The organism is Pedobacter sp. KLB.chiD (assembly GCF_047040275.1).
Taxonomy (GTDB): domain Bacteria; phylum Bacteroidota; class Bacteroidia; order Sphingobacteriales; family Sphingobacteriaceae; genus Pedobacter.
On record NZ_CP178207.1, the window covers coordinates 3,621,103 to 3,644,566 of the forward strand.

24 protein-coding genes are annotated in these 23,464 nt (G+C 38.6%); 7 read left to right on the forward strand and 17 right to left on the reverse strand.

All coding sequences use genetic code 11. The features are described from left to right. Window positions 1–72: 72 nt before the first annotated feature. Window positions 73–1,647 carry a helicase HerA-like domain-containing protein gene (locus ACK1I8_RS14795; protein ID WP_412466129.1) on the forward strand — a complete coding sequence of 525 codons (1,575 nt, stop codon included), beginning with the start codon at window positions 73–75 and terminating at the stop codon, window positions 1,645–1,647. A gap of 120 nt (window positions 1,648–1,767) precedes the next feature. After that, a complete protein-coding gene (locus ACK1I8_RS14800) occupies window positions 1,768–2,667 on the forward strand; it encodes a nucleotidyltransferase family protein (RefSeq protein WP_412466130.1) in 900 nt (299 codons plus the stop codon). 599 nt (window positions 2,668–3,266) lie between these two features. Here the strand turns inward: ACK1I8_RS14800 and dnaK are convergent. Then, entirely contained in the window at window positions 3,267–5,174 is a 1,908-nt protein-coding gene (gene dnaK, locus ACK1I8_RS14805) for a molecular chaperone DnaK (RefSeq protein WP_412466131.1), read from the reverse strand. Window positions 5,175–5,632: 458 nt separating this feature from the next. Between dnaK and ACK1I8_RS14810 the strand changes: the two genes are divergently transcribed. Together ACK1I8_RS14810 and ACK1I8_RS14815 are read left to right on the forward strand one after the other, a co-directional pair. Continuing rightward, window positions 5,633–5,992: a DUF1304 domain-containing protein gene (locus tag ACK1I8_RS14810; RefSeq protein ID WP_412466132.1), complete on the forward strand. Its 360-nt coding sequence runs from the start codon at window positions 5,633–5,635 to the stop codon at window positions 5,990–5,992. Between the two features lie 67 nt (window positions 5,993–6,059). Further along, window positions 6,060–6,635, forward strand: a complete 576-nt coding sequence (locus tag ACK1I8_RS14815; protein WP_412466133.1) for a murein L,D-transpeptidase catalytic domain-containing protein — start codon at window positions 6,060–6,062, stop codon at window positions 6,633–6,635. A 104-nt stretch (window positions 6,636–6,739) separates the two neighbouring features. Here the strand turns inward: ACK1I8_RS14815 and ACK1I8_RS14820 are convergent, their stop codons facing one another. Further along, window positions 6,740–7,939, reverse strand: a complete 1,200-nt coding sequence (locus tag ACK1I8_RS14820) for a class I SAM-dependent methyltransferase (RefSeq protein WP_412466134.1) — start codon at window positions 7,937–7,939, stop codon at window positions 6,740–6,742. A 290-nt stretch (window positions 7,940–8,229) separates the two neighbouring features. Between ACK1I8_RS14820 and ACK1I8_RS14825 the strand changes: the two genes are divergently transcribed. From ACK1I8_RS14825 to ACK1I8_RS14835, 3 genes are read left to right on the forward strand one after another with little or no spacing between them, the layout of a single operon-like run. Next, window positions 8,230–9,966, forward strand: a complete 1,737-nt coding sequence (locus tag ACK1I8_RS14825; protein WP_412466135.1) for a GMC family oxidoreductase — start codon at window positions 8,230–8,232, stop codon at window positions 9,964–9,966. A gap of 11 nt (window positions 9,967–9,977) precedes the next feature. Beyond that, complete coding sequence (locus tag ACK1I8_RS14830) at window positions 9,978–10,607, forward strand: gluconate 2-dehydrogenase subunit 3 family protein (RefSeq protein WP_412466136.1); 630 nt, start codon at window positions 9,978–9,980, stop codon at window positions 10,605–10,607. 16 nt (window positions 10,608–10,623) lie between these two features. Then, entirely contained in the window at window positions 10,624–12,042 is a 1,419-nt protein-coding gene (locus ACK1I8_RS14835; protein WP_412466137.1) for a TlpA family protein disulfide reductase, read from the forward strand. Between the two features lie 94 nt (window positions 12,043–12,136). On the opposite strand, the gene ACK1I8_RS14840 is transcribed toward ACK1I8_RS14835, so the two are convergent. From ACK1I8_RS14840 to rplF, 15 genes are all read right to left on the reverse strand, one after another. Then, window positions 12,137–15,106, reverse strand: a complete 2,970-nt coding sequence (locus ACK1I8_RS14840; protein ID WP_412466138.1) for a glycoside hydrolase domain-containing protein — start codon at window positions 15,104–15,106, stop codon at window positions 12,137–12,139. A 235-nt stretch (window positions 15,107–15,341) separates the two neighbouring features. Beyond that, window positions 15,342–15,863, reverse strand: coding sequence for a 50S ribosomal protein L17 (gene rplQ / locus ACK1I8_RS14845; RefSeq protein ID WP_412466139.1), 522 nt, complete (start codon window positions 15,861–15,863; stop codon window positions 15,342–15,344). A 127-nt stretch (window positions 15,864–15,990) separates the two neighbouring features. Then, window positions 15,991–16,983, reverse strand: coding sequence for a DNA-directed RNA polymerase subunit alpha (locus tag ACK1I8_RS14850; protein WP_090984031.1), 993 nt, complete (start codon window positions 16,981–16,983; stop codon window positions 15,991–15,993). An 85-nt stretch (window positions 16,984–17,068) separates the two neighbouring features. Continuing rightward, window positions 17,069–17,677 (reverse strand): 30S ribosomal protein S4, encoded by a 609-nt coding sequence (gene rpsD, locus ACK1I8_RS14855; protein ID WP_090984033.1) that lies wholly within the window; start codon window positions 17,675–17,677, stop codon window positions 17,069–17,071. A 62-nt stretch (window positions 17,678–17,739) separates the two neighbouring features. Beyond that, window positions 17,740–18,129: a 30S ribosomal protein S11 gene (rpsK, locus tag ACK1I8_RS14860; RefSeq protein WP_039475175.1), complete on the reverse strand. Its 390-nt coding sequence runs from the start codon at window positions 18,127–18,129 to the stop codon at window positions 17,740–17,742. Window positions 18,130–18,279: 150 nt separating this feature from the next. Then, window positions 18,280–18,657 (reverse strand): 30S ribosomal protein S13, encoded by a 378-nt coding sequence (rpsM, locus tag ACK1I8_RS14865; RefSeq protein WP_010599886.1) that lies wholly within the window; start codon window positions 18,655–18,657, stop codon window positions 18,280–18,282. Between the two features lie 70 nt (window positions 18,658–18,727). Next, window positions 18,728–18,844 carry a 50S ribosomal protein L36 gene (rpmJ, locus tag ACK1I8_RS14870; RefSeq protein WP_010599887.1) on the reverse strand — a complete coding sequence of 39 codons (117 nt, stop codon included), beginning with the start codon at window positions 18,842–18,844 and terminating at the stop codon, window positions 18,728–18,730. 1 nt (window position 18,845) lies between these two features. Next, window positions 18,846–19,064: a translation initiation factor IF-1 gene (gene infA, locus ACK1I8_RS14875; protein ID WP_010599888.1), complete on the reverse strand. Its 219-nt coding sequence runs from the start codon at window positions 19,062–19,064 to the stop codon at window positions 18,846–18,848. Window positions 19,065–19,131: 67 nt separating this feature from the next. After that, on the reverse strand, window positions 19,132–19,920 hold the full coding sequence (map, locus tag ACK1I8_RS14880; protein ID WP_412466140.1) for a type I methionyl aminopeptidase: 789 nt from the start codon (window positions 19,918–19,920) through the stop codon (window positions 19,132–19,134). A 7-nt stretch (window positions 19,921–19,927) separates the two neighbouring features. Then, window positions 19,928–21,268: a preprotein translocase subunit SecY gene (secY, locus tag ACK1I8_RS14885; protein WP_090501111.1), complete on the reverse strand. Its 1,341-nt coding sequence runs from the start codon at window positions 21,266–21,268 to the stop codon at window positions 19,928–19,930. Between the two features lie 7 nt (window positions 21,269–21,275). Beyond that, complete coding sequence (gene rplO / locus ACK1I8_RS14890; RefSeq protein ID WP_025145210.1) at window positions 21,276–21,722, reverse strand: 50S ribosomal protein L15; 447 nt, start codon at window positions 21,720–21,722, stop codon at window positions 21,276–21,278. Window positions 21,723–21,826: 104 nt separating this feature from the next. Beyond that, window positions 21,827–22,006 (reverse strand): 50S ribosomal protein L30, encoded by a 180-nt coding sequence (gene rpmD, locus ACK1I8_RS14895; protein WP_010599892.1) that lies wholly within the window; start codon window positions 22,004–22,006, stop codon window positions 21,827–21,829. 4 nt (window positions 22,007–22,010) lie between these two features. Further along, window positions 22,011–22,529 (reverse strand): 30S ribosomal protein S5, encoded by a 519-nt coding sequence (gene rpsE, locus ACK1I8_RS14900; protein WP_010599893.1) that lies wholly within the window; start codon window positions 22,527–22,529, stop codon window positions 22,011–22,013. Between the two features lie 17 nt (window positions 22,530–22,546). Next, window positions 22,547–22,900 carry a 50S ribosomal protein L18 gene (gene rplR, locus ACK1I8_RS14905; RefSeq protein WP_412466141.1) on the reverse strand — a complete coding sequence of 118 codons (354 nt, stop codon included), beginning with the start codon at window positions 22,898–22,900 and terminating at the stop codon, window positions 22,547–22,549. Between the two features lie 5 nt (window positions 22,901–22,905). Then, window positions 22,906–23,463: a 50S ribosomal protein L6 gene (gene rplF / locus ACK1I8_RS14910; protein WP_293788497.1), complete on the reverse strand. Its 558-nt coding sequence runs from the start codon at window positions 23,461–23,463 to the stop codon at window positions 22,906–22,908. Window position 23,464: the final 1 nt, after the last annotated feature.

Genomic DNA, 23,464 nt, shown 5'->3' on the forward strand with positions numbered 1-23,464 from the left:
GGATCAAAGTGCTGAATAAAAACATAGCCTTTCCAAGATAAGTTTCTTAAATTGGCAATCTAATTTTAAAAAATGAGCGATCTTTCTTCAAAATTCATCGAAAAAATAAAATCATCTTATGCTCCTTCGGGCTCGTACATTTATTTAGGCGCGGGAATTTTAGATGGACAGATTTATAGCGAAGCCGAAGTTAATTTATCATTAAAAATGATGAATAGACACGGTCTGATCGCCGGGGCAACCGGAACAGGTAAAACACGAACCCTACAGTTATTGGCAGAGCAGCTGTCAGATGCTGGTGTTCCGGTTTTTATGTTGGATGTTAAAGGCGATTTATCTGGTTTGAACCAACCAGGTTCTGTTAATCCGAAAATAGAAGAAAGAGCACAACAGCTCAACAAAACTTTTTCACCAACAGGTTTCCCGGTCGAGATTTACTCCCTTTCGGGCAAAACGGGTGCCCAGATGCGTGCAACCGTACTGGAGTTTGGACCTACCCTTTTATCAAAAATTTTAGATTTAAACGATACACAAGCAGGTGTTTTAGCCGTTATCTTCAAATACGCTGATGATCATAAACTCCCGATAATCGATTTAAATGATTTAAAAAAACTGGTATCGTATCTTTCAGAAGGTGCAGGCGCAGCAGAAATCAAAAGCAGTTATGGCAGCATTTCTACTGCAACATCGGGTACCATGCTGAGAAAAATAGTAGCGATAGAACAACAGGGCTTGGGTGGCATGTTTGGTGAAAAATCGTTCGATACTGAAGATCTTTTTGAACGGATTGACGGCAAAGGAGCCATCAGTTTATTGAACATTGCTGATGTCCAGAACCAACCTGTATTATACTCCACATTTTTATTAAGCTTGTTAGCTGAGTTATTTAATACGATGCCCGAGGTTGGCGATTTGGACAAACCAAAACTAGTATTCTTTTTTGATGAAGCTCATTTATTATTCAAAAACTCTTCTAAAGCATTCTTAGAACAGATAGAAACCATTATCAGGTTAATCCGTTCTAAAGGTATTGGTGTCTTCTTTTGTACGCAGGCACCTACCGATGTTCCGGAAAGTGTTTTGGGCCAATTGGGTAACCGCTTGCAGCATGCGCTGAGGGCTTTTACACCAAATGATGTGGATGCACTAAAAAAGACGGTTAATACCTATCCAAGATCAGAATTTTATCAGATCGATCAAGTATTAACTTCATTAGGTACAGGGCAGGCATTGGTTACCGTATTAAATGAGAAAGGTATCCCAACTGAAGTTTCTGCAACCATGCTTACCCCACCAAGATCCGTAATGGGACCACTCACAGCTGCAGATTTCGAGCAGCTGGTACGTACCAGCCCGATGTATGCCAAATATAAAGATCCTGTCGACCCTGAAAGTGCATACGACATTTTAACTAAACGCATTAACGAACAAACTGCAGCAGCCGAACAAGAAAAACAAGAAGCTGAAGCCAAAAAACAAGCCGAAAAAGAAAGCAAACCAAAACCTGGAGAAAAAAGCCTTGTTGAACAGGTAATGGGTGCAACCATCACCCGCCAAATTGGTAAAGAAATTGTCCGCGGGATATTTGGCATGCTTACGGGTAAAAAAACACGTTCCAAAACCGGCACCGGATTTTTTGGACTTTAAAAACATATTTATTAATATAACAAAGCGCTCAATTAACTAATTTCGCAAGTTGAAACTAAGATAATGTAATAGTTATTTCGTCATCAAGGTCTCCATGCACAATAATATAATAAACAATAAATGAAACCCACCTTATTAATATTGGCGGCAGGTATGGCCAGCCGCTATGGAAGTATGAAACAGATTGATGGTTTTGGCCCGAATGGCGAAACGATTATCGATTATTCAATATATGATGCAATAAATGCCGGTTTCGGTAAAGTTGTATTTATCATTAAAGAAGAGTTTGTAGATAACTTTAGAGCTATTTTTGAACCAAAACTTGCCGGAAGAATAGAAACAGATTATGTTTTCCAAAACTTCGATTTAAAACAGTTTGGTATAGAAGAAGAAATTTACAGAGAAAAGCCATGGGGTACTGCGCACGCAATCCTATCAGGCAGAAAAGTAGTTCAGGAACCATTTTGCGTAATCAATGCAGATGATTATTATGGCTTCGATGCCTTTAAAAAAATGGTCGATTTCTTAACTACAGAAGTTACGGACAGCAACTATTCCATCATCGGTTACCAGATCGGAAAAACGTTATCAGAATTTGGTGCAGTTTCCCGCGGGGTTTGTAAAGTAGATGCGGCTGGCAACCTCGAAGAAATTATAGAACGTACGAAGGTGTATCCTAAAGACGGCAAGATTTTTTATGAAGAAAATGGTGAAGAATTTCCTTTGGCATATGAAACACCAGTTTCGATGAATTTCTGGGGCTTCACACCTGCTGTTTTTAAAATTACTGAAGATCTATTCAAAGAATTTGTGGAAGCCAATAAAGATAAACCTAAAGCAGAGTTTTTTATCCCGTTAATCGGCGAAAACCTGGTGAAAAGCAATACGGCAACCTTTAAAGTAATACCCACTTCAAACAAATGGTTCGGCGTAACTTATAAAGAAGATAAACCTTATGTTCAGGATAGTATTGACCAATTGGTGAAGAACGGAACATACCCTGAAAAACTATGGAATTAATTTGATTCAGATGTTATAAAAGCATAGGTATATAATTAAAATAGATGCCTCAGGTTTTAAAAGCCTGAGGCATTGTAATAAAATAACATAGCAACAAGTGCTCTTCAAGAAGCAGATAGCAGCATTTCTTTTACCTTAATTTCGATTAGTTCTTTTCTCGATAATGATAAGTTGATTAAAAATCCACAACTCATTCAGTCAAGATTGCAAAAATATTGACCTCCGCGAAAGCTATCAATATTTCAAATTGCCCAAAAAGCACCAACCATTCTTCATAAATCCGACAGCAGCGACAGCCCCGTTGATTTCGCTCTGTTCGTCATGCTGACCCGATAGCTATCGGATTTATTTCAGCATCTTTTTAGCATGAAAGACCCTGAAATGAATTCATGGGGACGACTCTGAATTAAAAATATCTTACAGGGGTCATTTAAAACTGGATTTTTAATCTAAAGAAACTCAGGTTTAGAAGGCATTTGAGAACATGGAAGCCAAACAGCCCCTATTTAAACCAAAAAAGCGTCCCTGAACTTAATCAGGAACGCTTTCTATATTTAGATCTTCGGACTTTACGGACCTCAGACTTTCCGACTTTAAGACTATTTCTTATCGTCTTCTTTTACTTCTTCAAAATCAACATCCGTAACGTTATCGCCACCTTGAGGTTGACCATCAGCTTGTGGTTGTTCACCACCCTGAGGCTGCTCACCGGCTTTGTACACTTCTTCTGATGCCACGTTCCATGCAGCTTGCAATTCAGCCGAAGCTGCATCAATATCTGCAAAATTACGTGATGAGTGTGCTGCTTTTAATTTCTCTAAACCAGCTTCAATCGGAGCTTTTTTATCGGCAGATAATTTATCACCAAACTCTTTTAATTGTTTCTCGGTTGAGAAAATTAAAGCATCAGCGCCGTTAATTTTATCAGCTTCTTCTTTTTGCTTAGCATCGTCTGCAGCATTAGCTTCCGCTTCTTCTTTCATTTTTTTGATCTCCGCATCAGTTAAACCTGAAGATGCTTCGATACGGATTTTTTGCTCTTTACCGGTAGCTTTATCTTTAGCACTTACGTGTAAGATACCGTTGGCATCAATATCAAATGATACTTCTACCTGAGGTACACCACGAGGTGCTGGTGGAATACCATCTAAAATGAAACGGCCAATAGTACGGTTTTGAGCTGCCATCGGACGCTCACCCTGTAATATGTGGATTTCTACTGAAGGCTGGTTATCAGCTGCAGTGGAGAAAGTTTCCGATTTTTTAGTTGGGATTGTTGTGTTAGACTCAATTAATTTAGTCATTACACCACCCATCGTTTCAATACCTAATGATAAAGGAGTAACGTCTAATAACAATACGTCTTTCACATCACCGGTTAATACACCACCTTGAATAGCGGCACCGATCGCTACCACCTCATCAGGGTTAACGCCTTTGCTTGGCTCTTTACCGAAGAAAGCTTTAACGGCTTCCTGAATAGCAGGAATACGTGTAGAACCACCTACCAGGATAATTTCGTCAATATCACCTGTACTTAAACCAGCGTTTTTCAAAGCAGATTTACAAGGATCAATAGTACGTTTAATTAAGCTATCAGCCAATTGCTCAAATTTGGCACGAGATAATGTGCGTACCAAGTGTTTAGGGCCACTAGCATCAGCAGTAATGTATGGTAAGTTAATTTCAGTAGAAGTGGTGCTTGATAACTCAATTTTAGCTTTCTCAGCAGCTTCTTTTAAACGTTGTAACGCCATTGGATCTTTAGAAAGGTCCATGTTGTTTTCTGCTTTAAACTCCTGAGTTAACCAGTCGATAATGATGTGGTCAAAGTCATCACCACCTAAGTGAGTATCACCATCAGTTGATTTTACCTCGAAAACGCCATCACCCAATTCCAATACAGAAACGTCATGAGTACCACCACCACAGTCAAACACCACAATTTTCATGTCTTTGTGTGCTTTATCCAAACCATAAGCTAAAGCAGCTGCAGTTGGCTCGTTAATGATACGTTTTACAGATAAACCTGCAATCTCACCAGCTTCTTTTGTAGCCTGACGTTGTGCATCATTAAAATATGCGGGTACGGTAATTACCGCTTCGGTAACTTCTTGTCCTAAGAAATCTTCAGCAGTTTTTTTCATTTTCTGCAAAATCATCGCAGAAATCTCTTGTGGAGTGTATTTTCTGTCGTCGATTTCAACACGGGGAGTATTGTTATCTCCTTTTACTACTTTATAGGGTACGCGTCCAGCCTCTTTCGCACTTTCGTCGTAGCTGCTACCCATAAAGCGTTTAATTGAATATATCGTTTTTGTTGGGTTGGTTATAGCCTGACGTTTAGCAGGCTCGCCAACTTTACGCTCACCGTTTTCTGCAAAAGCAACAATAGACGGTGTAGTACGTTTACCCTCACTGTTCGCGATAACTACAGGCTCATTGCCCTCCATTACGCTCACGCAAGAGTTTGTTGTTCCTAAGTCTATTCCAATAATTTTTCCCATTGTATTTTTTATTTTTTCTCTTTAAAGTATTATAATTTCTACACCTATTAAACAATGCCTGTGCCAATTGGGTTTTGGCAGATAATATGGGCAAAAGACTGATAAAATGTAAAAAACAATCTGCTTTGATACTGACAGCATGACAGAAATATGGAAGATATGGGATGAAAGACGGATAAAGGGGGAAGATTAAAATATAAAAAAGGCCAAAGCTGAGAGCTTGAAGCTACACCAGAATAAAATGGAAAGTATAAAAGTGATGATTAGTATAATTGTTTAAAATCATTTGAAAATTAAAGTTCGGATCTTTTCGGGAGCAGCAGCCCCGCTATCCGCTTTACTTCGTTACACTACGTGTTCGCTTCTATCGGGTTTAGTTACAGCAGACACTAAAAACGCATCCGTATTTTTTATATCTTTAGAGATGCAATCATTCAAATCGGTGTAATTCCTATTATATGCAAATAGCAGCGCAAATTATAATCGGCTTAGTAGCCTTTATCCATATCTATATTCTTTGGCTCGAAATGTTCGCCTGGACAACCAAAGCACCCAAGGTATTTAAAACCATCCCAAAAGATTTATTTGTACCAACAAAAATATTGGCAGCAAACCAGGGATTATACAATGGATTTTTAGCGGCGGGTCTAATCTGGTCATTATGCATAACTGATCATCAGTGGAAAATGTACGTAGCCATATTCTTCTTAAGTTGCGTAATTATTGCGGGTATTTATGGCGCAGCAACAGCAAGTAAAAAAATCCTTTATGTGCAATCTATTCCGGCTTTAGTAGCATTGATTTTATTGCATTTATAATTAACTGCTACTGATCGGTGTCGAACCGAACAAGATATTGCATTATTCTTTATACCACTAATTCTACATGCAAAAATTAATCGTTCTCCTAGCTTTATTCACAATTTTTGGGTTTAAACCTAGCGTAGATCACAAGATAAGTGAAGATAGAATTAGCGAAGCATTAGTCTTCTGTAAGAAAAACAATATGGATACTTCTATTGCCATAATGGTTGATATGAGTATTCATTCCGGCAAAAACAGATTTTTCCTTTATGATTTTAAGCAAAACAAAATGATCATCCAAGGATTATGTGCTCATGGCGTTGGTGAAGGTAGTACGCCAATAAAACCAGTCTTCAGCAATAAGGAAGGCAGTTATTGCACCTCTTTGGGTAAATATAAAGTTAAAGGGCGCGCATATAGCAATTGGGGTATCCATGTTCATTATAAAATGTACGGTTTAGAAAAAACCAATAGCAACGCCTTTAAACGCATTGTAGTTTTACATTCTTATAGCCCAGTACCCAGCCAAGAAATCTACCCCCAAACCTTGTTCGGACAAAGTGCTGGCTGCCCCGTTTTATCAGATGTCACGATGAGAAAAGTAGATACTTGGTTAAAGAACAGGAAAAAACCAGTATTACTCTGGATTTACCATTAGTATTCAATTTAACAGGACAATCGTCACCCTAAACTCGTTCCAGGGTCTTAGTGAAGGATTCTGAAACAAATCCGATAGCTACCGGATCAGCATGACGAATATTCTTAAAGCTCCAGCAATCTTTCCAAATGATGATAACCAATGCCAAAGTATTCCTTGCTGGTTTTAATTTTCTCTAAAATCGCTTTCTGCCCTTCAGTCTTCGGACTTCCGACTAAAGACTTCGGACTTTTCTTCACTCCGACCACAAGTACATTTTTCGGTGTATGCGCATCAGAAATAAATTCAAATACCTTGGTTTTATAGCCAAAATATTCTAAAATCAAAGCCCGGATGCCGTCGGTAACCATCTCCGCCTGACGTTCCAAAAAGATTCCGTATTTGGTCAAAAACGAAACATCATTCTTTACTTTGTTTTGTTCAATTTCCCTGCGGATCTGTTTATGGCAACATGGCGCAACCACAATCAGTTCAGCATTGGCCATAATTCCTTTATAAATGGCATCATCTGTCGCGGTATCGCAGGCATGTAATGCAATTAAAAGATTTACATCCGTTGCCTTAAAATCTTCAATGGTACCTTGTACAAAATTCAATTTGTTGAAAGCAGATTTTACCGCAACCTGCTTACATAAGTCAACCATATCCTGCCGGTACTCTACTCCTATCACCTCGCTTTCCAATTTTAAAACCGAATGCAGGTAATCGTAAAGTGCAAAAGTCAGATAACCTTTACCAGAACCCATATCAGCGACTTTTTTAATCGTACCTTCTGGCAGTTCTTTCATTAAAGCACTTAAAATTTCAATATAGTGATTGATCTGCCTGAATTTGTCCTGTGCATTTTTGAAAACCTTACCTTCTGCATCAGTTATCTTCAATTCGGTTAAGTAAGATTTTGAATCAGGTTTGATCAACCTGATTTTTTCTTTGTCATGATTGGGAGATGGCGCGGCTACACTGGTTGCTTTACCTTTACGCAATACCACCTTACCATTTTTAAGCTCCTCCAATATCAGGTCGTTTTCGGTCGTAAATAGCGTAGCTATTTTAAATCCGGTGCCCAGATAATCCTCAATTAAATCGATGGCCTCACTGATAGCATAGTTTTTTACCACATCGCGTGTTTTGTAGCGGTAAGTAACGGCCAGTTTATCTTCACGCTTAATCGTCACCTTACGGATCAACAATTGTTTTAAGGCTTCTTCTGCCCCTTTATAATTCCCCAGAGAAATTTTCACAAAATTTTCTTCTTCTAAACTGGCTTTTAAAGCGATGATAAATTGCTTGATATATTCTGACACTGCTATTGATTTGAAATACAAAGATAATCAAGTTTATCCGGAGCTGAACACCCAATGAATAATGTAACAATAGAGCGACCATATAAAAAGATGTAAGAGATAAAATGTAATATGGATTGCCATCTTCCACCATAAAAATTGTTGATATCGATTTAAATAGGTAAATGACATAATACGATTTAGAAACCCGCCATCACATTATTATCTATATTGATTCCAAAATAGTGGAACACTTTTTTTTCAAAAAATTAAATTTTAGATTAGGGTATTCAAATAGCTAACCACAATACATGAGTGACTTTCAGATAAAAAAATCGCCTACTGTATACGATGCCATTATTGTTGGCTCGGGTGCAGGTGGCGGAATGGCAGCCTATGTGCTAGCACATGCCGGTCAAAAGGTTTTAATGCTCGAGGCTGGTCAAAATTTTGATCCGCGATTAGATTCACATCAATTAAAATGGCCATGGGAGTCACCACGCCGTGGTGCAGGCACCGTTCGTCCATTCGGTGATTTTGATGCATCTTATGGTGGCTGGGAGCTCGAAGGCGAGCCTTATACACAGAAAAATAAAAGTGAGTTTGAATGGTTCCGTTCGCGCATGCTCGGTGGCCGTACCAACCACTGGGGCAGGATTTCTTTACGGATGGGTCCGGATGATTTTAAGCCTAAAGATGGTTTAACCGATGCCTGGCCAATAACTTACGCGGACGTAAAACCATTTTACGATAAAGTTGACCGCATGATCGGTATTTATGGAACTGCTGAAGGTTTAGAAAATGAACCTGATGGCATTTTTATGAAACCGCCAAAACCGAGGTTAAATGAGCTTTTTATCAAAAAAGGAGCTGAAAAAGCCGGAGTAAAGGTAATTACCGGTCGTGGGTCTGTATTAACGGAAGCTTTACCGAACAACAATGACCGTGCACCTTGTTTTTATTGTGGTCAATGCGGCAGAAGCTGCAAAGTTTATGGCGATTTTTCATCATCATCATGTCTGGTAAATCCTGCAGTAAAAACCGGAAACCTGACCGTAATTACCGATGCAATGGTACGGGAAGTGATCACAGACAAGGATGGTACGGCTAAAGGTGTTTCTTATGTAAACCGAAAAGATTTGCAGGAATATCAGGTAAACGGCAGACTGGTTATTTTAGGTGCAAGTGCCTGCGAATCAGCGCGTATTTTATTAAATTCAAAATCAACTTTGCACCCAAATGGCCTGGCCAATAGCAGCGGTGTAGTAGGTAAATATCTGCACGACTCTACAGGAGCAAGTGTTTCGGGCTTTTTACCGCAATTGATGGATCGGAAACGTTATAACGAAGATGGCGTAGGCAGTGTGCACATTTATTCGCCCTGGTGGTTAGATAATCGCAAACTCAACTTCCCGCGCGGTTATCACATCGAATATTGGGGCGGAATGGGCATGCCTGCTTATGGTTTTGGTAGCGGCGTGGCTCAAATGAACGGCATGGTACCCGGCAGAGACGGCAAAATGAAAGAGGCCGGAGGTTACGGAAAATCATTAAAAGATGATTATCGGAGGTTTTATGGCACTGGTGTCGGAATGGCCGGTCGTGGTACCGCTATTGCGAGAGAAAGCAACTACTGCGAAATAGACCCCAATACGGTAGATAAATATGGCATTCCGGTTTTAAGGTTTAACTACAAATGGGATAAAGATGAAATTCTACAGGCAAAACACATGCAGGAAACCTTTCTTTCGATTATGAAGGAAATGGGCGCAGTGGTAACCTCCGAAATTCAAGGTGCAGATACCAATTACGGTTTACTCAATCCAGGAAAAATCATCCACGAGGTAGGTACCATCCGCATGGGTGATGACCCTAAAAAATCGGCATTGAACAGATACTGTCAGGCACATGATTGTAAAAATCTGTTCGTGGTAGATGCGGGTCCATTTGTACAACAGGGCGATAAAAACGCTACCTGGACTATTTTGGCCCTATCCATGCGTACCGCAGAATATATTTTAGCTCAAAAGAAAAAACAAAACATTTAAAGAATTACAACATGAACAGACGTGATTCACTAAAAGCACTAGGTTTAACCGCCATAAGCACAACCGTGCTGCTTGAGGCCTGTAAGCAACCTGAAACAAAAACCGAGGTTGCACCAGAAGAAGGTGCAAAAGAAGCAGGCAGGGAACAATGGGAACTGGACCGTGATAAAAATCTGAAATCTGAAACTTTTTTCACCAAACATGAAATGGCTACAATTACCGTTTTGGCCGACATCATTATCCCGAAGGACGAAGTTTCGGGCAGTGCTTCTGATGCCAAAGTACCAGAGTTCATCGAATTTATCGTAAAAGACATTCCCGAACATAAAACACCTATGCGTGGCGGACTGAAATGGTTGGATGTGTATAGCTTTAATAAATTTCAAAAACCTTTTGTTAAAGCTTCTGCAGATCAGCAGATTTCTATTGTTGATGAAATTGCTTACCCTAAAAAAGCCAGGCCAGAAATGCAGGCTGGCGTAGCTTTTTTCAACAGGATGAGGAATTTAACCGCATCAGGTTTTTACACCACAGAAATGGGCGTAAAAGACATTGGTTATGTAGGTAATGCGCCAAACCAATGGGCTGGTGTTCCTGCCGATGTACTCAAACAGTATGGAATGGAAAATGTGAAAATTTAACAACGAAAATTAACAAATGAAAAAATTAACGCTACTCATACTTTTTCTTAGCTTGGCCAGTGTTGGCTTCAGCCAGTACACCGTCAGTAGGTATGTAAACAATTTTAATGGCTTTCAAAGAACCAATGAAAATGATCCGGATTCAGCCCTGTTTTTTTTAAGGAACCTGGCTACTCTTGAACCTAACTCTACCGACGAATTATTACATAACAGTTTTGCACAGCGTTTTCTAATCTTCTCTGAGACGAAATTATTTGCCAGCAGCGAATTTCTGGCGACACTTAAATCTCAGCATGTTACAATAGACTCTGCCCGGAGGAAATTTAAAGAAATGAAGCAAAGCGCTTATAAAATTTTAGCCCAGATCAAGAATGATCCAAATGCAGAACTAAAGGCAAATGCCTATCCAATTTTGCAATGGGTGGAAGCTCAGGATAATTTAACCAATAGCACAAAACTAAAAGCCATTGGTACCGAATATATCAGATATTTAAATTCTACAACAGATTTTTATACGCAAAGAAAAGCAAGATATGGATTGTTAATCGCTAAGTTACTGTATAACAACAATAAACTCCGTCCCGATGCAGACAGGATTATCGAATTGATTTATAACAATCTTCAAAATCATCAAATAACTGAAGACCCCACAACCGTTACAAGGCCTGCTAAAGAGAAGCGTGCCTGGTACAGGTATATGTTCGCCTATTGTAATTTCATCACCTCACAGAACCTAAAACTAACTAAGAATCAAAAACTGGAACGGCTCAAACTTGCATTTAGTTACAGTCCCGACATTTTAGACAAGACATTTTCGAATGCCTACTTTTATGACATGATTTTTCTATTCGGAAATGAGAAATATTCTTTTGAGGAAGATTATTTAGCTGCACTTGGAAGTGATGAGGAAAAATTCAAAACGATTATGGTGATGTCTATGAATGATCCATCATTCAAACAAAAAGCAAAAGAACTGTATAAAGGTCAAGCCAACTTTGATGATTACTGGCTAAGTGAATTCAATAAGAAATTTGCATCAGCACCACTGTTTTCGCTTAAACAGGTAGATGGGAATCAATATGTTCTAGGAAATAACAAAAATCAATGGACATTGATTGATTTTTGGGGAACCTGGTGTTCACCTTGTAGAAAAGAGCATCCTGATTTACAAAAACTTTATCTTGATACAAAAGATGGAAAGATGAAAAGATTAAATATCATTACCATTGCAAGTGAAGATCAGGAGCATGTGGTTAAGAAATACATGGAAAGCTTAAACTACAGCTTTCCTGTGGTGATGTCCGATAATCAAATTGAAAAAAAATACAACGTTTCATCCTGGCCATCAAAATTTCTGGTTAGTCCACAAGGAAAATACGTTGTTATCCCGTTCAACGTAGACTGGCAGAAATATATAGAAGATTACATTAATTAACTAACAAGCCGCCTCATAGTTGACTTATGAGGGGGCTTGTATTTTATTTTTTGCAATATAGCTACTGAAACAGCTTGTTGGATACCGGAAAATATTACTCCATAATCAGAATCAAACCTTTTCCTTTTTCAACGGGAACCGATTTTCCATCAACATAATTGCCCGCCATCTGGAAGTTATCAATTGCCGGAGCGTTTATTTTAACTTTGCCGGCATCAAGTCCCAATTTAGCCCAATCAATACTTAAATTAACCTCTGTATCACTTTCAGCCCAGCTGGCTAAGGCCACCATGGTTTTGCCCTGCTTTTTATAAACTGTGGCTAAAACTTTCGGGTTATCGGTTTTAACCGGACAGTTTTCGCTCCAGTAGCCAATCATTTCCGAACCTTTAATTCCGAAATTGTCCCAGGCTTTCCACAGCGGCCTTGGATCGCTCTTTTCCGACCAACCTAAACGGCTTGTCATGCCGTAAATCATCCCGCGCCAGGGGTTTCCGTCATCTTGCAGCATTTCGCCCATTAAACCAAATGGAATACCACTCACCTCAGTTAAAAAGAAATCGGGGCTGTTTTTTTGATAATCGAAATATTCGCCAAACCATAAACGGTTCAGATAAGGAAAATGCTCCATGTATAAAATGGCGCTGTTGTTAAAGCCATCACTTTTGTTATACTGGTTGGCCGAGTGCAAATCGATAATGCCCGGATGGTTGTTTTGCGTTAGTACGCGTTTAATCCTTTTCATGGTTACCCGATCAAAAGCCACATCATCCAGATAAACGCCATCAATACCTACGTTATTTACCAGCCAGTTCATCCCTTCTACATAGTAATTGTGCCAGCGGTTCATTCCGCTGTTAATTACAGCTGCATCCTTAATTTCGGGCACAAACCAGGCCGCAATGTAGTTAGAATTTAAATGCTCCTGCAACCAGCTAAAGCCACCACCCTTTCCGGGCGAATATACTTCTGTACCGAGACTTCTTAAAGCAGGTAATTCGTAAGCGTGATTAGAAAGTTCACGAACGGTATTGTAGATTTTAACTTTCAAACCTTTGCTGTGTGCCTCGTCGATATAACTTTTCATCTTTTTCCATTCGATAAACGGATAGTTGATCCACGGATTAATCGGCGTAGCGTGATGAATGTTTACCACACTTGCCCCAGTAGCTTTAATGGAATCTAAATTGCCATATTTATGGTAAAAGCGGTTATCCCACTGAAAATCGGGATTAAGTAAGTGGAATGGCGTAATTAACAAATTAAAGTTATAGTACAATACATCGCCTTTTTTCATGCTTCTTGCACCTGTAAAGTTATCTGCCAGCATCGAACTCCCTTTTACATTAATCTGGATTCCCCCTTTATCTTCGTTGCCCCACGATTTAGGCAATAACAAAGGCTTCTGCAGGTAAAAATTGGTGTTTAACGGTCGAATATAGCGCTCATCTCTTAAATTGTAATACAGTCCCGCATTTACATTACCGATCCAAACGGCATCCTGATTTTTATTAGTAACATCCCACTTCCATTTAACGATATCTGGTCTAACTCCGCCTTTTTCTCCCAATCCCATTAGATATTTAGTCGAACCTTTATCAAACGGGATATGAAGATCCACATTGCTGAAATCTACATCTTTTAAAGCGGTAACCTTAACCACATAATGCACATAACCATCAAATTCAAGCGTACCTTCCAAATCCATTTTTAGATTTTCGGAAGTATTTGTCGCCACCCATTTTACGGTACCTGCCTCTTTGCTGATAATCTGGAAGTTGGCAGGAATAAATTTCTCCTGTGTTTTGGGGGTATTAAAAAAGTGAAAGTGAATGGGCTCAGCTAAGATATTGTTAGGTTTATCGGTATAAGCTGTCATCTCTTCATTAAAGAAGGTCTGGATTTGTTTCGGGAAACCATCCGGATTGATTTCAAATTTACGGCCTAAAAGCGAGATTACATTCCCTTGTAGCGTTAAGGGAGTGTAAGGTGCAACCACCGTATTCGGTTGTGCTAAGGTGGAGTTTAACCAGGTCAAACGGGTTTGTTTATCGGGTGTCCCAACACCATTATCGGCTAAAACCTGGTTGCCAACCGTAATTTTAGCGGCAATTACTTTCGACTTACCATTGGCTTTAACCACAAAATTACCGGCGTATACACCTGAAGCTGTAGTTTTAGGAATATCAATGTTAATCCACATGGGCTGAACGTTACCCGAAGCGACATTCACCACTTCAACCAGCGGTTTATTATCATAGCTCGTTCCTTTGGTATTTAAACAGTTAATAAATTTCGAAGGGATAACTTTTCCAGCAGCTGTCTTTAAATCGCCAAAATCTACGGTTAAGTTGTTCAAGTTCTTCAAGGCAAATACGCCCAGCTGAAAAGCATAATTTTCCCCCTTGCTTGCGGTACCTGTAAAAATACGGGCAGCTCCTTTCTGAATCCAGCGGTAAGGTAAATCGCTTTGCATTTTAATTGGAAACATCCTGTCTTCAGGAAACACCACAAAAGCATCTGTAGTGTATCTGGCTTTGACTGCTGCTGTTTCTTTCGCTGTAGCAATCACTTCCATTGGATAGAAGCTATTAAAGGCATCAACAGACTGGATTTCTACTACCGAAGTATTTACGGGAATACGTTTAGCCTGGTTTAACCATTTCTGATCTACCGGTTTTGGTTTTAAATAAACACCTTTAGGGTAATTGCTTCTACCTTCGTTTTTATAAGCCAGGTAATAGATATAATATTTTCCGGCACCATGAGGTTCAAAATAAATATCGACGCTTTCGCGGGTTAATTTATCGGCACCAAAAATGGCAACATTTTTACCATTGGCATCCTGGATCATGAGTCCTTTCGTTTCAGGATGTTCATCTCTTCTGCGCCAGTCAATTTTGGCGTGTGCAAGTTTGCCCGTACCCGAAAATTGTAACACTGCCCTATGGTTACCAAGCGAATCAGCATTCCATGAGTTGTTGCCATTGGTATATTTTAGTGTTTGTGCAAGGAGAGCTGACTGCCACAAAAGGCAGAAGAATAGAAAAAACCTAAATTTCATTTTTAATTTGTTTGAAGCTAATTTAAACATAGCTGCTTGAAATAAACCCATGTAATGAAAAAATGAGACAAACGTTTGATCAAATTTACCCGTCATCGCGAGTGGGAACGACGAAGCAATCCTTACAACGATCACTTTAAGATTGCCTCGTACCTTGCAGTGACGATCAATAGCATAAAAACAAAAAAGTCCTGCTCTTTCGAACAGGACTTTCCTATGCTTAAGTTGAATAAAATTATTCTCCTTTTGGTTCCTCAGTAGCAGGAGCTTCTTCAGCAGGAGCAACTTCTTCAGTAGTTTCAGCTTTTGCTTCAGCCGCTTTAGGTGCAGCCGATTTACTTCTACCACGACGGGTTGTTTTCTTTTCTTCTTTAACTTCTACATCTTTACCGTAAACTGTATTGTAGTCTACCAATTCAATTAAAGCCATCTCAGCGTTATCACCCTGACGATTGTTTAATTTAATGATACGAGTATAACCACCTGGACGGTTTGCCACTTTCTCAGCTACTTCGCGGAACAAAATCGTGATTACTTCTTTATCCTGTAGATAAGAGAAAACTGTACGACGTGAGTGAGTGGTGTCATTTTTCGCTTTAGTGATTAATGGCTCAACATAAGTACGTAGAGCTTTAGCTTTAGCTAAAGTTGTAGTAATTCTTTTTGCTTTAATTAGTGATGTAGCCATGTTAGCTAACATCGCTTTTCTGTGGCTGTCGGTTCTACCTAAGTGGTTTACTTTTTTACCGTGTCTCATTGTTTTTTGATTAAGTGTATACCGTCTCTGTCTCAGAGGGAATTATACACTGTGAAAAATTATTTATTTTAGTTGAGGCTGTAGAAAGGAAGACTTACGACTCCGAACTAAAGACTCTGGACTAATCTTATTCTTCGTCTAATTTAAATTTAGACAGGTTCATACCAAATGATAAACCTTTTGATTTTACCAATTCCTGGATCTCTGTTAAAGATTTCTTACCGAAGTTTCTGAATTTTAACATATCAGCAACGTCATAAGAAACTAAATCAGCCAAAGTACGGATATCAGCCGCTTTTAAGCAGTTTAGTGCCCTAACGGAAAGATCCATATCTACCAATTCAGTTTTAAGGATTTTACGCATGTGTAAAATTTCCTCGTCAACCTCTTTGGTTTCTTCTTTTGCCTGAGATTCTAATACCAAATTCTCATCTGAGAATAACATAAAGTGTTGGATAAGGATCTTAGCCGCTTCTTTTAATGCTTCTTCAGGATGGATTGAACCGTCGGTAGAGATATCTAAAACCAATTTTTCATAATCCGTTTTTTGTTCAACACGAAAGTTTTCGATCGTGTATTTTACATTTTTCATTGGAGTATAAATCGAATCGATTGCGATTACACCTACAACAGCATCAGCAACTTTATTTTCTTCAGCAGGTACATAACCACGTCCTTTATTGATGGTTAATTCCACTTCCAAAGTAACAGATTTATCCATATTGCAAATCACATGCTCAGGGTTTAAAACTGTAAAGTTGTTAGAGAATTTAGTGATATCACCAGCTTTAAACTGATCTTGACCATTAACGATGATGAAAACTTTTTCAGAATCACCTGAATCACCTGTTTTCTTAAAACGAACCTGTTTTAAGTTTAAGATAATGTCAGTTAAATCTTCTACAACACCTTTGATGGTAGAAAATTCGTGAGAAACGCCTGAAAAACGAATAGTAGTAATAGCATAACCTTCTAATGAAGAAAGTAAAATTCTTCTTAAGGCATTACCAATTGTTACACCGAAACCGGGCTCTAAAGGACGAAATTCAAATGTGCCATCGAAATCAGTTGATTTCTGCATGATCACTTTGTCTGGTTTCTGAAATGCTAAAATTGCCATTTATATTTTTTTAAATTCGTTATTGAATATATAGTAACATGAAAAAAGTTAATTACCCTTTTGAGGTAATTAACTAGCTCATTTATTACTTTGAGTACAACTCGATGATTAAGTTTTCCTTGATGTTTTCAGGAATCTCATCACGTTGAGGGTAGGTTAAGAATTTACCAGTTAATTCACTGGCGTTCCACTCTAACCATGCGAACTTGTTGATTGTTCTGCCTGCAACTGAGTTACTAATTGATTCTAAAGATTTAGATTTTTCACGAACAGCAACCACATCACCAGCTTTTAACTGATATGAAGGGATATTTACAACTTCACCATTCACGGTTACGTGTTTATGGCTAACTAACTGGCGTGCACCAGAACGGGTTGTTGAAATACCTAAACGGTAAACTGTGTTATCTAAACGTGCTTCTAATAACTGAAGTAAGTTATCACCGGTGATACCCGCACGTGAAGATGCTTTTTTAAACAAGTTACTGAATTGTTTTTCCAATACACCATAAGTGTATTTTACTTTTTGTTTCTCCATTAACTGGATCGCATATTCAGATTGTTTTCCTCTTCTTTTTGAAACGCCATGTTGGCCGGGAGGATAATTTTTTCTGTCTAACACTTTATCAGGACCGAAAATTGGTTCTCTGAATTTACGTGCGATTTTTGATTTTGGGCCTGTATATCTTGCCATTTTCTTTTTGTTTTTAAAGTATCATCCAACCTTTAGCTGGAGATTCTTAGCTTTAAAATTAATTAAACTCTTCTCTTTTTAGGAGGACGACATCCGTTGTGAGGAAGTGGCGTAATATCTTTGATAGATGTTACTTCTAAACCTGCTACCTGTAAAGTTCTGATTGCAGATTCACGACCTGAACCCGGACCTTTTACAAATACTTCAACTTTACGTAAACCTAAATCAAATGCTACTTTACCGCAATCTGAAGCTGCTTGACCAGCTGCATAAGGCGTGTTCTTTTTAGAACCTTTAAAGCCCATTTTACCAGCAGAAGACCATGAGATAGTCTGTCCGTTGTTGTTTGTTAAGGTAACGATGATGTTGTTAAAGGTAGCATTGATATGTGCCTGACCAACAGGCTCAATTACAACGATACGTTTTTTTGTTACTTTTTTACTTTTAGCCATTTTATCTTTTAGATTTTAGATATGAGACTTGAGATTTAAAAACTTCTATATCCCGATACTCAGTATCCTACTTTTTCTCTTTTGTTCCAGATTTGAGCAGATTAAAAGATATGTCTCCACATCTCATATCTCACATCTCACATCTATCTATTATTTAGTAGCTTTTTTCTTGTTAGCAACTGTTTTTCTCTTACCCTTACGAGTACGTGAGTTGTTTTTAGTACGCTGACCACGAGAAGGTAAACCTTTTCTGTGACGTAAACCACGGTAACAACCAATATCCATTAAACGTTTGATGTTTAATTGAACCTCTGAGCGTAAAGCACCTTCTACTTTAATCTCATCGTTGATCATTGTACGGATTGCCGATAACTCATCATCAGACCAGTCCTGTACTTTTTTGTTTAAATCGATACCTGCCGTAGTTAAAATACGTTGAGCAGTTGTTCTACCGATACCATAGATATAGGTTAAACCGATCTCTCCTCTTTTGTTTCTTGGTAAATCAATACCTGAAATCCTTGCCATATTTATTATTGTTTTGCAGTAATTCCGAACGGCGGGCCACCGTTGTACGGTAAATTACACTATTTTCTAATTACCCTTGACGTTGCTTGTATTTAGGATTTTTCTTGTTGATTACGTAAAGTTTTCCTTTACGGCGAATAATCTTGCAATCAGCGCTACGTTTTTTAATTGATGATCTAACTTTCATTTTATTTGTATCTATAAGTAATGCGTCCTTTTGTTAAATCATAAGGAGACATTTCCAATTTAACCTTATCTCCAGGAAGAATTTTGATGTAGTGCATCCTCATCTTTCCTGAAATATGGGCAATTATCTCATGACCGTTCTCGAGTTCTACCCGGAACATCGCATTAGATAATGCTTCCCTTATTACTCCGTCTTGTTCAATTGAGGCTTGTTTAGCCATATTTTATTGATTGTTACTTAATTAGCTGCTTCTAAACAGGGTTGCAAAATTAAACAAAAATTTTTAATTATTTATTTTTTTGTTGCAAAACTTCTTCTATTATAGAAAACGTCGATAAAACGTCTGCCTGACCCTTTTTAATGGCTACTGTGTGTTCAAAATGTGCCGATGGTTTATTGTCTTTACTGGTTACCGTCCATCCATCGTTATGGAATTTAACACCGGCTACGCCTGCATTAATCATGGGTTCTATTGCAATAACCATCCCTTCTTCCAGTTTTGGTCCTGCACCACGTTTCCCATAATTCGGAACCTCTGGTTTCTCGTGAAGTTTTACACCAACGCCATGTCCCACAAGCTCTCTTACCACACCAAATCCGTTAGCTTCTGCACACTGCTGAACTGCATAACCAATATCACCGGTACGCATCCCAACAACAGCTTTTTCGATACCCAATTCCAGACAACGTTGAGTAACCGTAAGCAACTTTTGTTTTTCAGCATCAATCTCTCCTATGGAGAAAGTATAAGCTGAATCTCCAAAATAATTGTTCTTGATTACTCCACAATCAACCGAAATCAGATCACCCTCTTGAATTATATATTTGCTTGGAAAACCATGAACAACTTGTTCATTTGGTGAAATACACAATGAATAAGGGAAACCATTGTAATTTAAAAATGCAGGAATCGCTCCGTGATCACTAATAAACTCATAGGCTAACTGATCTAACTGAATAGTGGTCATGCCTGCTTTTATAACCTTGGCCACTTCGGCCAAAGTTTTAGAAACAAGCATGGAACTTTCTCTTATTAACTCGATCTCCTCAAGAGACTTGTAATAAATTTTAGACATCCTTACACTACAGCGCTGCGTTGCTACTTGCAGCAGGAACACCTGTTCTGCCAGTAACTCTACCCGTTTTCATCAAACCATCATAATGGCGCATCAATAAATAACTTTCAATTTGCTGCAGTGTATCCAATACAACACCAACTAAAATCAATAAAGAAGTACCACCAAAGAAGTGTGCAAACTCTTGCTTAATGCCAAACTTAACCGCAATAGAAGGAAGAATAGCAATGATCGCTAAAAATACAGCACCTGGGAAAGTGATTTTTGAAATGACATCATCAATAAAAGTTGATGTTGCGAAACCAGGCTTAATACCCGGAATAAAACCACCATTTTTCTTCATATCATCGCTCATTTGAGTTGGATTAACTGTAATCGCTGTATAGAAGAAAGTAAATGCAATAATTAAAAATGCGAACGTTAAGCTATAAGCCAACGACGTGGTATTGCTGAACTGGATTAACCAAGAACCTTGTAATGAAGGAACAAACTGCATTAAAGCACCTGGAATAAACATTAACGCCTGAGCAAAAATGATGGGCATAACCCCGGCAGCATTAACCTTTAAAGGAATATACTGACGAACACCACCAAACTGGCGGTTACCAACAATTTTCTTAGCGTATTGTACAGGCACTTTACGTACACCTTGAACAATTAAAATGGTAAACATCACCACTGCAAATAAAGCAACGATCTCTAAAACCAATGCAACAGGGCCTCCACCTTCACTAGCAGAACCCACACGTGCACTAAACTCCTGAGAAATTGCCACTGGTAAACGCGCAATAATACCAACCATAATGATTAGTGAAGTACCGTTACCAATACCTTTATCCGTAATTTTTTCACCCAACCACATTACAAATAATGTACCTGCTGTTAATACAAACGTAGATAACACTAAAAATAAAGTATTTGGCAATAAAATTGCTTCTGCAGGAACTTGCGTTTTAACGTAACCAACAGACTGAACGATTGTGATCGCTACCGTTAGGTAACGGGTAATCTGGTTCATTTTCTTTCTACCACTTTCGCCCTCTTTCTGCATTTTTTGGAAAGAAGGAACAGCAATACCCAATAGCTGCACCACAATCGATGCAGAAATGTAAGGCATTACCCCCAATGCTAAAATAGACACACGAGAGAAAGAACCGCCGGCAAACATATCTAGTAGGCCTAAGATTCCTGATTTTTCGTTATTGCCTAAAGCAGTTGGATCTACACCTGGTAAAACCACGTGAGATACGAAACGGTATACCAAAAGAATTAAGAGCGTAAACAATATACGCTCTTTTAATTCCTGAATTTTCCAGATATTACTTAAAGTAGTAAATAGCTTCTTCATTTAATAATTACAATTTTACAATAGAACCACCTGCAGCTTCAATAGCTTTTTGTGCGGTTGCAGAGAACGCATGTGCTGTAATTTCTAGCTTTGCTTTAACTTCGCCACGACCTAAAATTTTAACCAAGTCGTTTTTAGAAGCTAAACCATGTGCTTGTAAAGCAGCAAAATCGATAGTTGTTAAGCTATGTTTTTCAGCTAATGCTTGTAAAACGTCTAAGTTTACACCTACATACTCTGTGCGGTTAATTGGTTTGAAACCAACTTTAGGCACACGACGTTGTAAAGGCATTTGACCACCTTCGAAACCGATTTTGGTTTTGTGACCTGAACGGGAACCCGCACCTTTGTGACCACGGGTTGAAGTACCGCCACGACCAGAACCTGTACCACGACCAATTCTTTTACTGTTTTTTGTAGAACCTACTGCAGGTTTTAAATTACTTAAATTCATCTTTTTGAATTTGTGTTGCCCTTCGCTTTCACTAAACAGGTACAACGATTAAACATATATAAAGGTAGTACCGGCTTACACCTATACTACCTTTAGAACTTTTACTAGATTGCTTCGATTGCTACCAAATGGTTCACTTTACGAACCATACCGATAATCTGTGGAGTAGCTTCTACTTCAACGCTCTGGTTCATTTTAGATAAACCCAAAGCCTGAACGGTTCTTTTTTGGCGCTCGCTTCTGTCGATAACGCTTTTTACTTGTGTTATTTTGATCTTAGCCATAATATTATCCGTTAAATACTTTGTTTAAATCTATACCACGGGTTTGAGCTACTGTATAAGCATCACGCATTTTAGTTAATGCATCAACAGTTGCTTTTACCACGTTGTGTGGGTTAGATGATCCTTTAGATTTTGCCAATACATTATGTACACCGGCACTCTCTAATACAGCACGCATCGCACCACCGGCAATTACTCCGGTACCTACTGCAGCTGGTTTGATTAAAACAAAACCACCTGAGAATTTACCGATTTGCTCATGAGGTACAGTACCATTTAAAATCGGAACTTTTACCAAGTTCTTTTTAGCATCATCCACACCTTTAGCAATTGCTTCAGTTACCTCTTTCGCTTTACCTAAACCGAAACCAACAACACCGTTTTCATCACCTACAACAACAATTGCAGAGAAGCTGAAAGTACGGCCACCTTTGGTTACTTTGGCAACACGTTGTATACTAACCAAACGATCCTTTAATTCGATATCGGTGGTTTTTACTCTTTTTATATTAATAGTTGACATCTTACTTTTTCTTCAGATTAAAATACTAAACCAGCTTCGCGGGCACCCTCTGCCAACGATTTCACACGACCGTGGTATAAATAGCCATTTCTATCGAAAACAACTTCTTTAACACCTGCAGCAATTGCTTTTTCGGCAACTAATTTACCTACTGCAACTGACTGATCGCTCTTGCTTCCAGTACCAGTAAAATCTTTCGATAATGATGATGCTGATGCTATTGTTCTACCGGTTACATCGTTAATTACCTGAGCATAAATCCCTTTATTGCTTCTATATACAGATAACCTTGGACGTTCTTCCGAACCGGTAAGTCTTTTTCTGATCCCTTTTTTAATACGATCTCTTCTTGATAATTTTTTACCTGCCATGATTACTATTTTTTAGATGCTGATTTACCTGCTTTTCTTCTTAACACTTCACCTACAAATTTGATACCTTTACCTTTATATGGTTCTGGTGCACGTAACGAACGGATTTTCGCTGCTACCTGGCCAATCAATTGTTTGTCAATACTTTCTAAAATAATTTTAGGCGTCTGACCTTTTTCTGATTGCGTAGTTACTTTAATCTCTGCTGGCAACTGGAATACATAGTGGTGAGAGTAACCCAAAACCAAGTCTAATGTATTACCCTGGTTTGTAGCACGGTAACCAACACCTACCAACTCTTGAGTTAATGTGTAACCTTCTGTAACACCAACAACCATGTTGTTAAGCAATGAGCGGTATAAACCGTGTAATGCTTTGTGTTTCTTTTGATCTGATGGACGTTGAACTGTTAAAATTCCATCTTCCTGACTTACAGTGATATCTTTATCAACTGCTTGTGATAATTCTCCTTTAGGGCCTTTTACAGTTACCACGTTATCGTTAGATACGGTAATGGTTACGCCTGAAGGGATTGTAATTGGGGCTTTTCCTATTCTTGACATT

Bases quoted from the DNA above. Each gene is read 5' to 3' on its own strand.
- ACK1I8_RS14815 (WP_412466133.1), top strand. From the start codon at position 6,060: ATGCAAAAATTAATCGTTCTCCTAGCTTTATTCACAATTTTTGGGTTT.
- rpmD (WP_010599892.1), bottom strand. From the start codon at position 22,006: ATGGCTAAGATCAAAATAACACAAGTAAAAAGCGTTATCGACAGAAGC.
- rplF (WP_293788497.1), bottom strand. From the start codon at position 23,463: ATGTCAAGAATAGGAAAAGCCCCAATTACAATCCCTTCAGGCGTAACC.
- rpsD (WP_090984033.1), bottom strand. From the start codon at position 17,677: ATGGCAAGATATACAGGCCCAAAATCAAAAATCGCACGTAAATTCAGA.
- dnaK (WP_412466131.1), bottom strand. From the start codon at position 5,174: ATGGGAAAAATTATTGGAATAGACTTAGGAACAACAAACTCTTGCGTG.
- rpsM (WP_010599886.1), bottom strand. From the start codon at position 18,657: ATGGCAAGGATTTCAGGTATTGATTTACCAAGAAACAAAAGAGGAGAG.
- rplO (WP_025145210.1), bottom strand. From the start codon at position 21,722: ATGAATTTAAGTAATTTAAAACCTGCAGTAGGTTCTACAAAAAACAGT.
- rpsK (WP_039475175.1), bottom strand. From the start codon at position 18,129: ATGGCTAAAAGTAAAAAAGTAACAAAAAAACGTATCGTTGTAATTGAG.
- rplQ (WP_412466139.1), bottom strand. From the start codon at position 15,863: ATGAGACACGGTAAAAAAGTAAACCACTTAGGTAGAACCGACAGCCAC.
- secY (WP_090501111.1), bottom strand. From the start codon at position 21,268: ATGAAGAAGCTATTTACTACTTTAAGTAATATCTGGAAAATTCAGGAA.
- rpmJ (WP_010599887.1), bottom strand. From the start codon at position 18,844: ATGAAAGTTAGATCATCAATTAAAAAACGTAGCGCTGATTGCAAGATT.
- ACK1I8_RS14810 (WP_412466132.1), top strand. From the start codon at position 5,633: ATGCAAATAGCAGCGCAAATTATAATCGGCTTAGTAGCCTTTATCCAT.
- infA (WP_010599888.1), bottom strand. From the start codon at position 19,064: ATGGCTAAACAAGCCTCAATTGAACAAGACGGAGTAATAAGGGAAGCA.
- ACK1I8_RS14795 (WP_412466129.1), top strand. From the start codon at position 73: ATGAGCGATCTTTCTTCAAAATTCATCGAAAAAATAAAATCATCTTAT.
- map (WP_412466140.1), bottom strand. From the start codon at position 19,920: ATGTCTAAAATTTATTACAAGTCTCTTGAGGAGATCGAGTTAATAAGA.
- ACK1I8_RS14840 (WP_412466138.1), bottom strand. From the start codon at position 15,106: ATGAAATTTAGGTTTTTTCTATTCTTCTGCCTTTTGTGGCAGTCAGCT.
- ACK1I8_RS14850 (WP_090984031.1), bottom strand. From the start codon at position 16,983: ATGGCAATTTTAGCATTTCAGAAACCAGACAAAGTGATCATGCAGAAA.
- ACK1I8_RS14835 (WP_412466137.1), top strand. From the start codon at position 10,624: ATGAAAAAATTAACGCTACTCATACTTTTTCTTAGCTTGGCCAGTGTT.
- ACK1I8_RS14825 (WP_412466135.1), top strand. From the start codon at position 8,230: ATGAGTGACTTTCAGATAAAAAAATCGCCTACTGTATACGATGCCATT.
- ACK1I8_RS14800 (WP_412466130.1), top strand. From the start codon at position 1,768: ATGAAACCCACCTTATTAATATTGGCGGCAGGTATGGCCAGCCGCTAT.
- rplR (WP_412466141.1), bottom strand. From the start codon at position 22,900: ATGGCAGGTAAAAAATTATCAAGAAGAGATCGTATTAAAAAAGGGATC.
- rpsE (WP_010599893.1), bottom strand. From the start codon at position 22,529: ATGTCAACTATTAATATAAAAAGAGTAAAAACCACCGATATCGAATTA.
- ACK1I8_RS14830 (WP_412466136.1), top strand. From the start codon at position 9,978: ATGAACAGACGTGATTCACTAAAAGCACTAGGTTTAACCGCCATAAGC.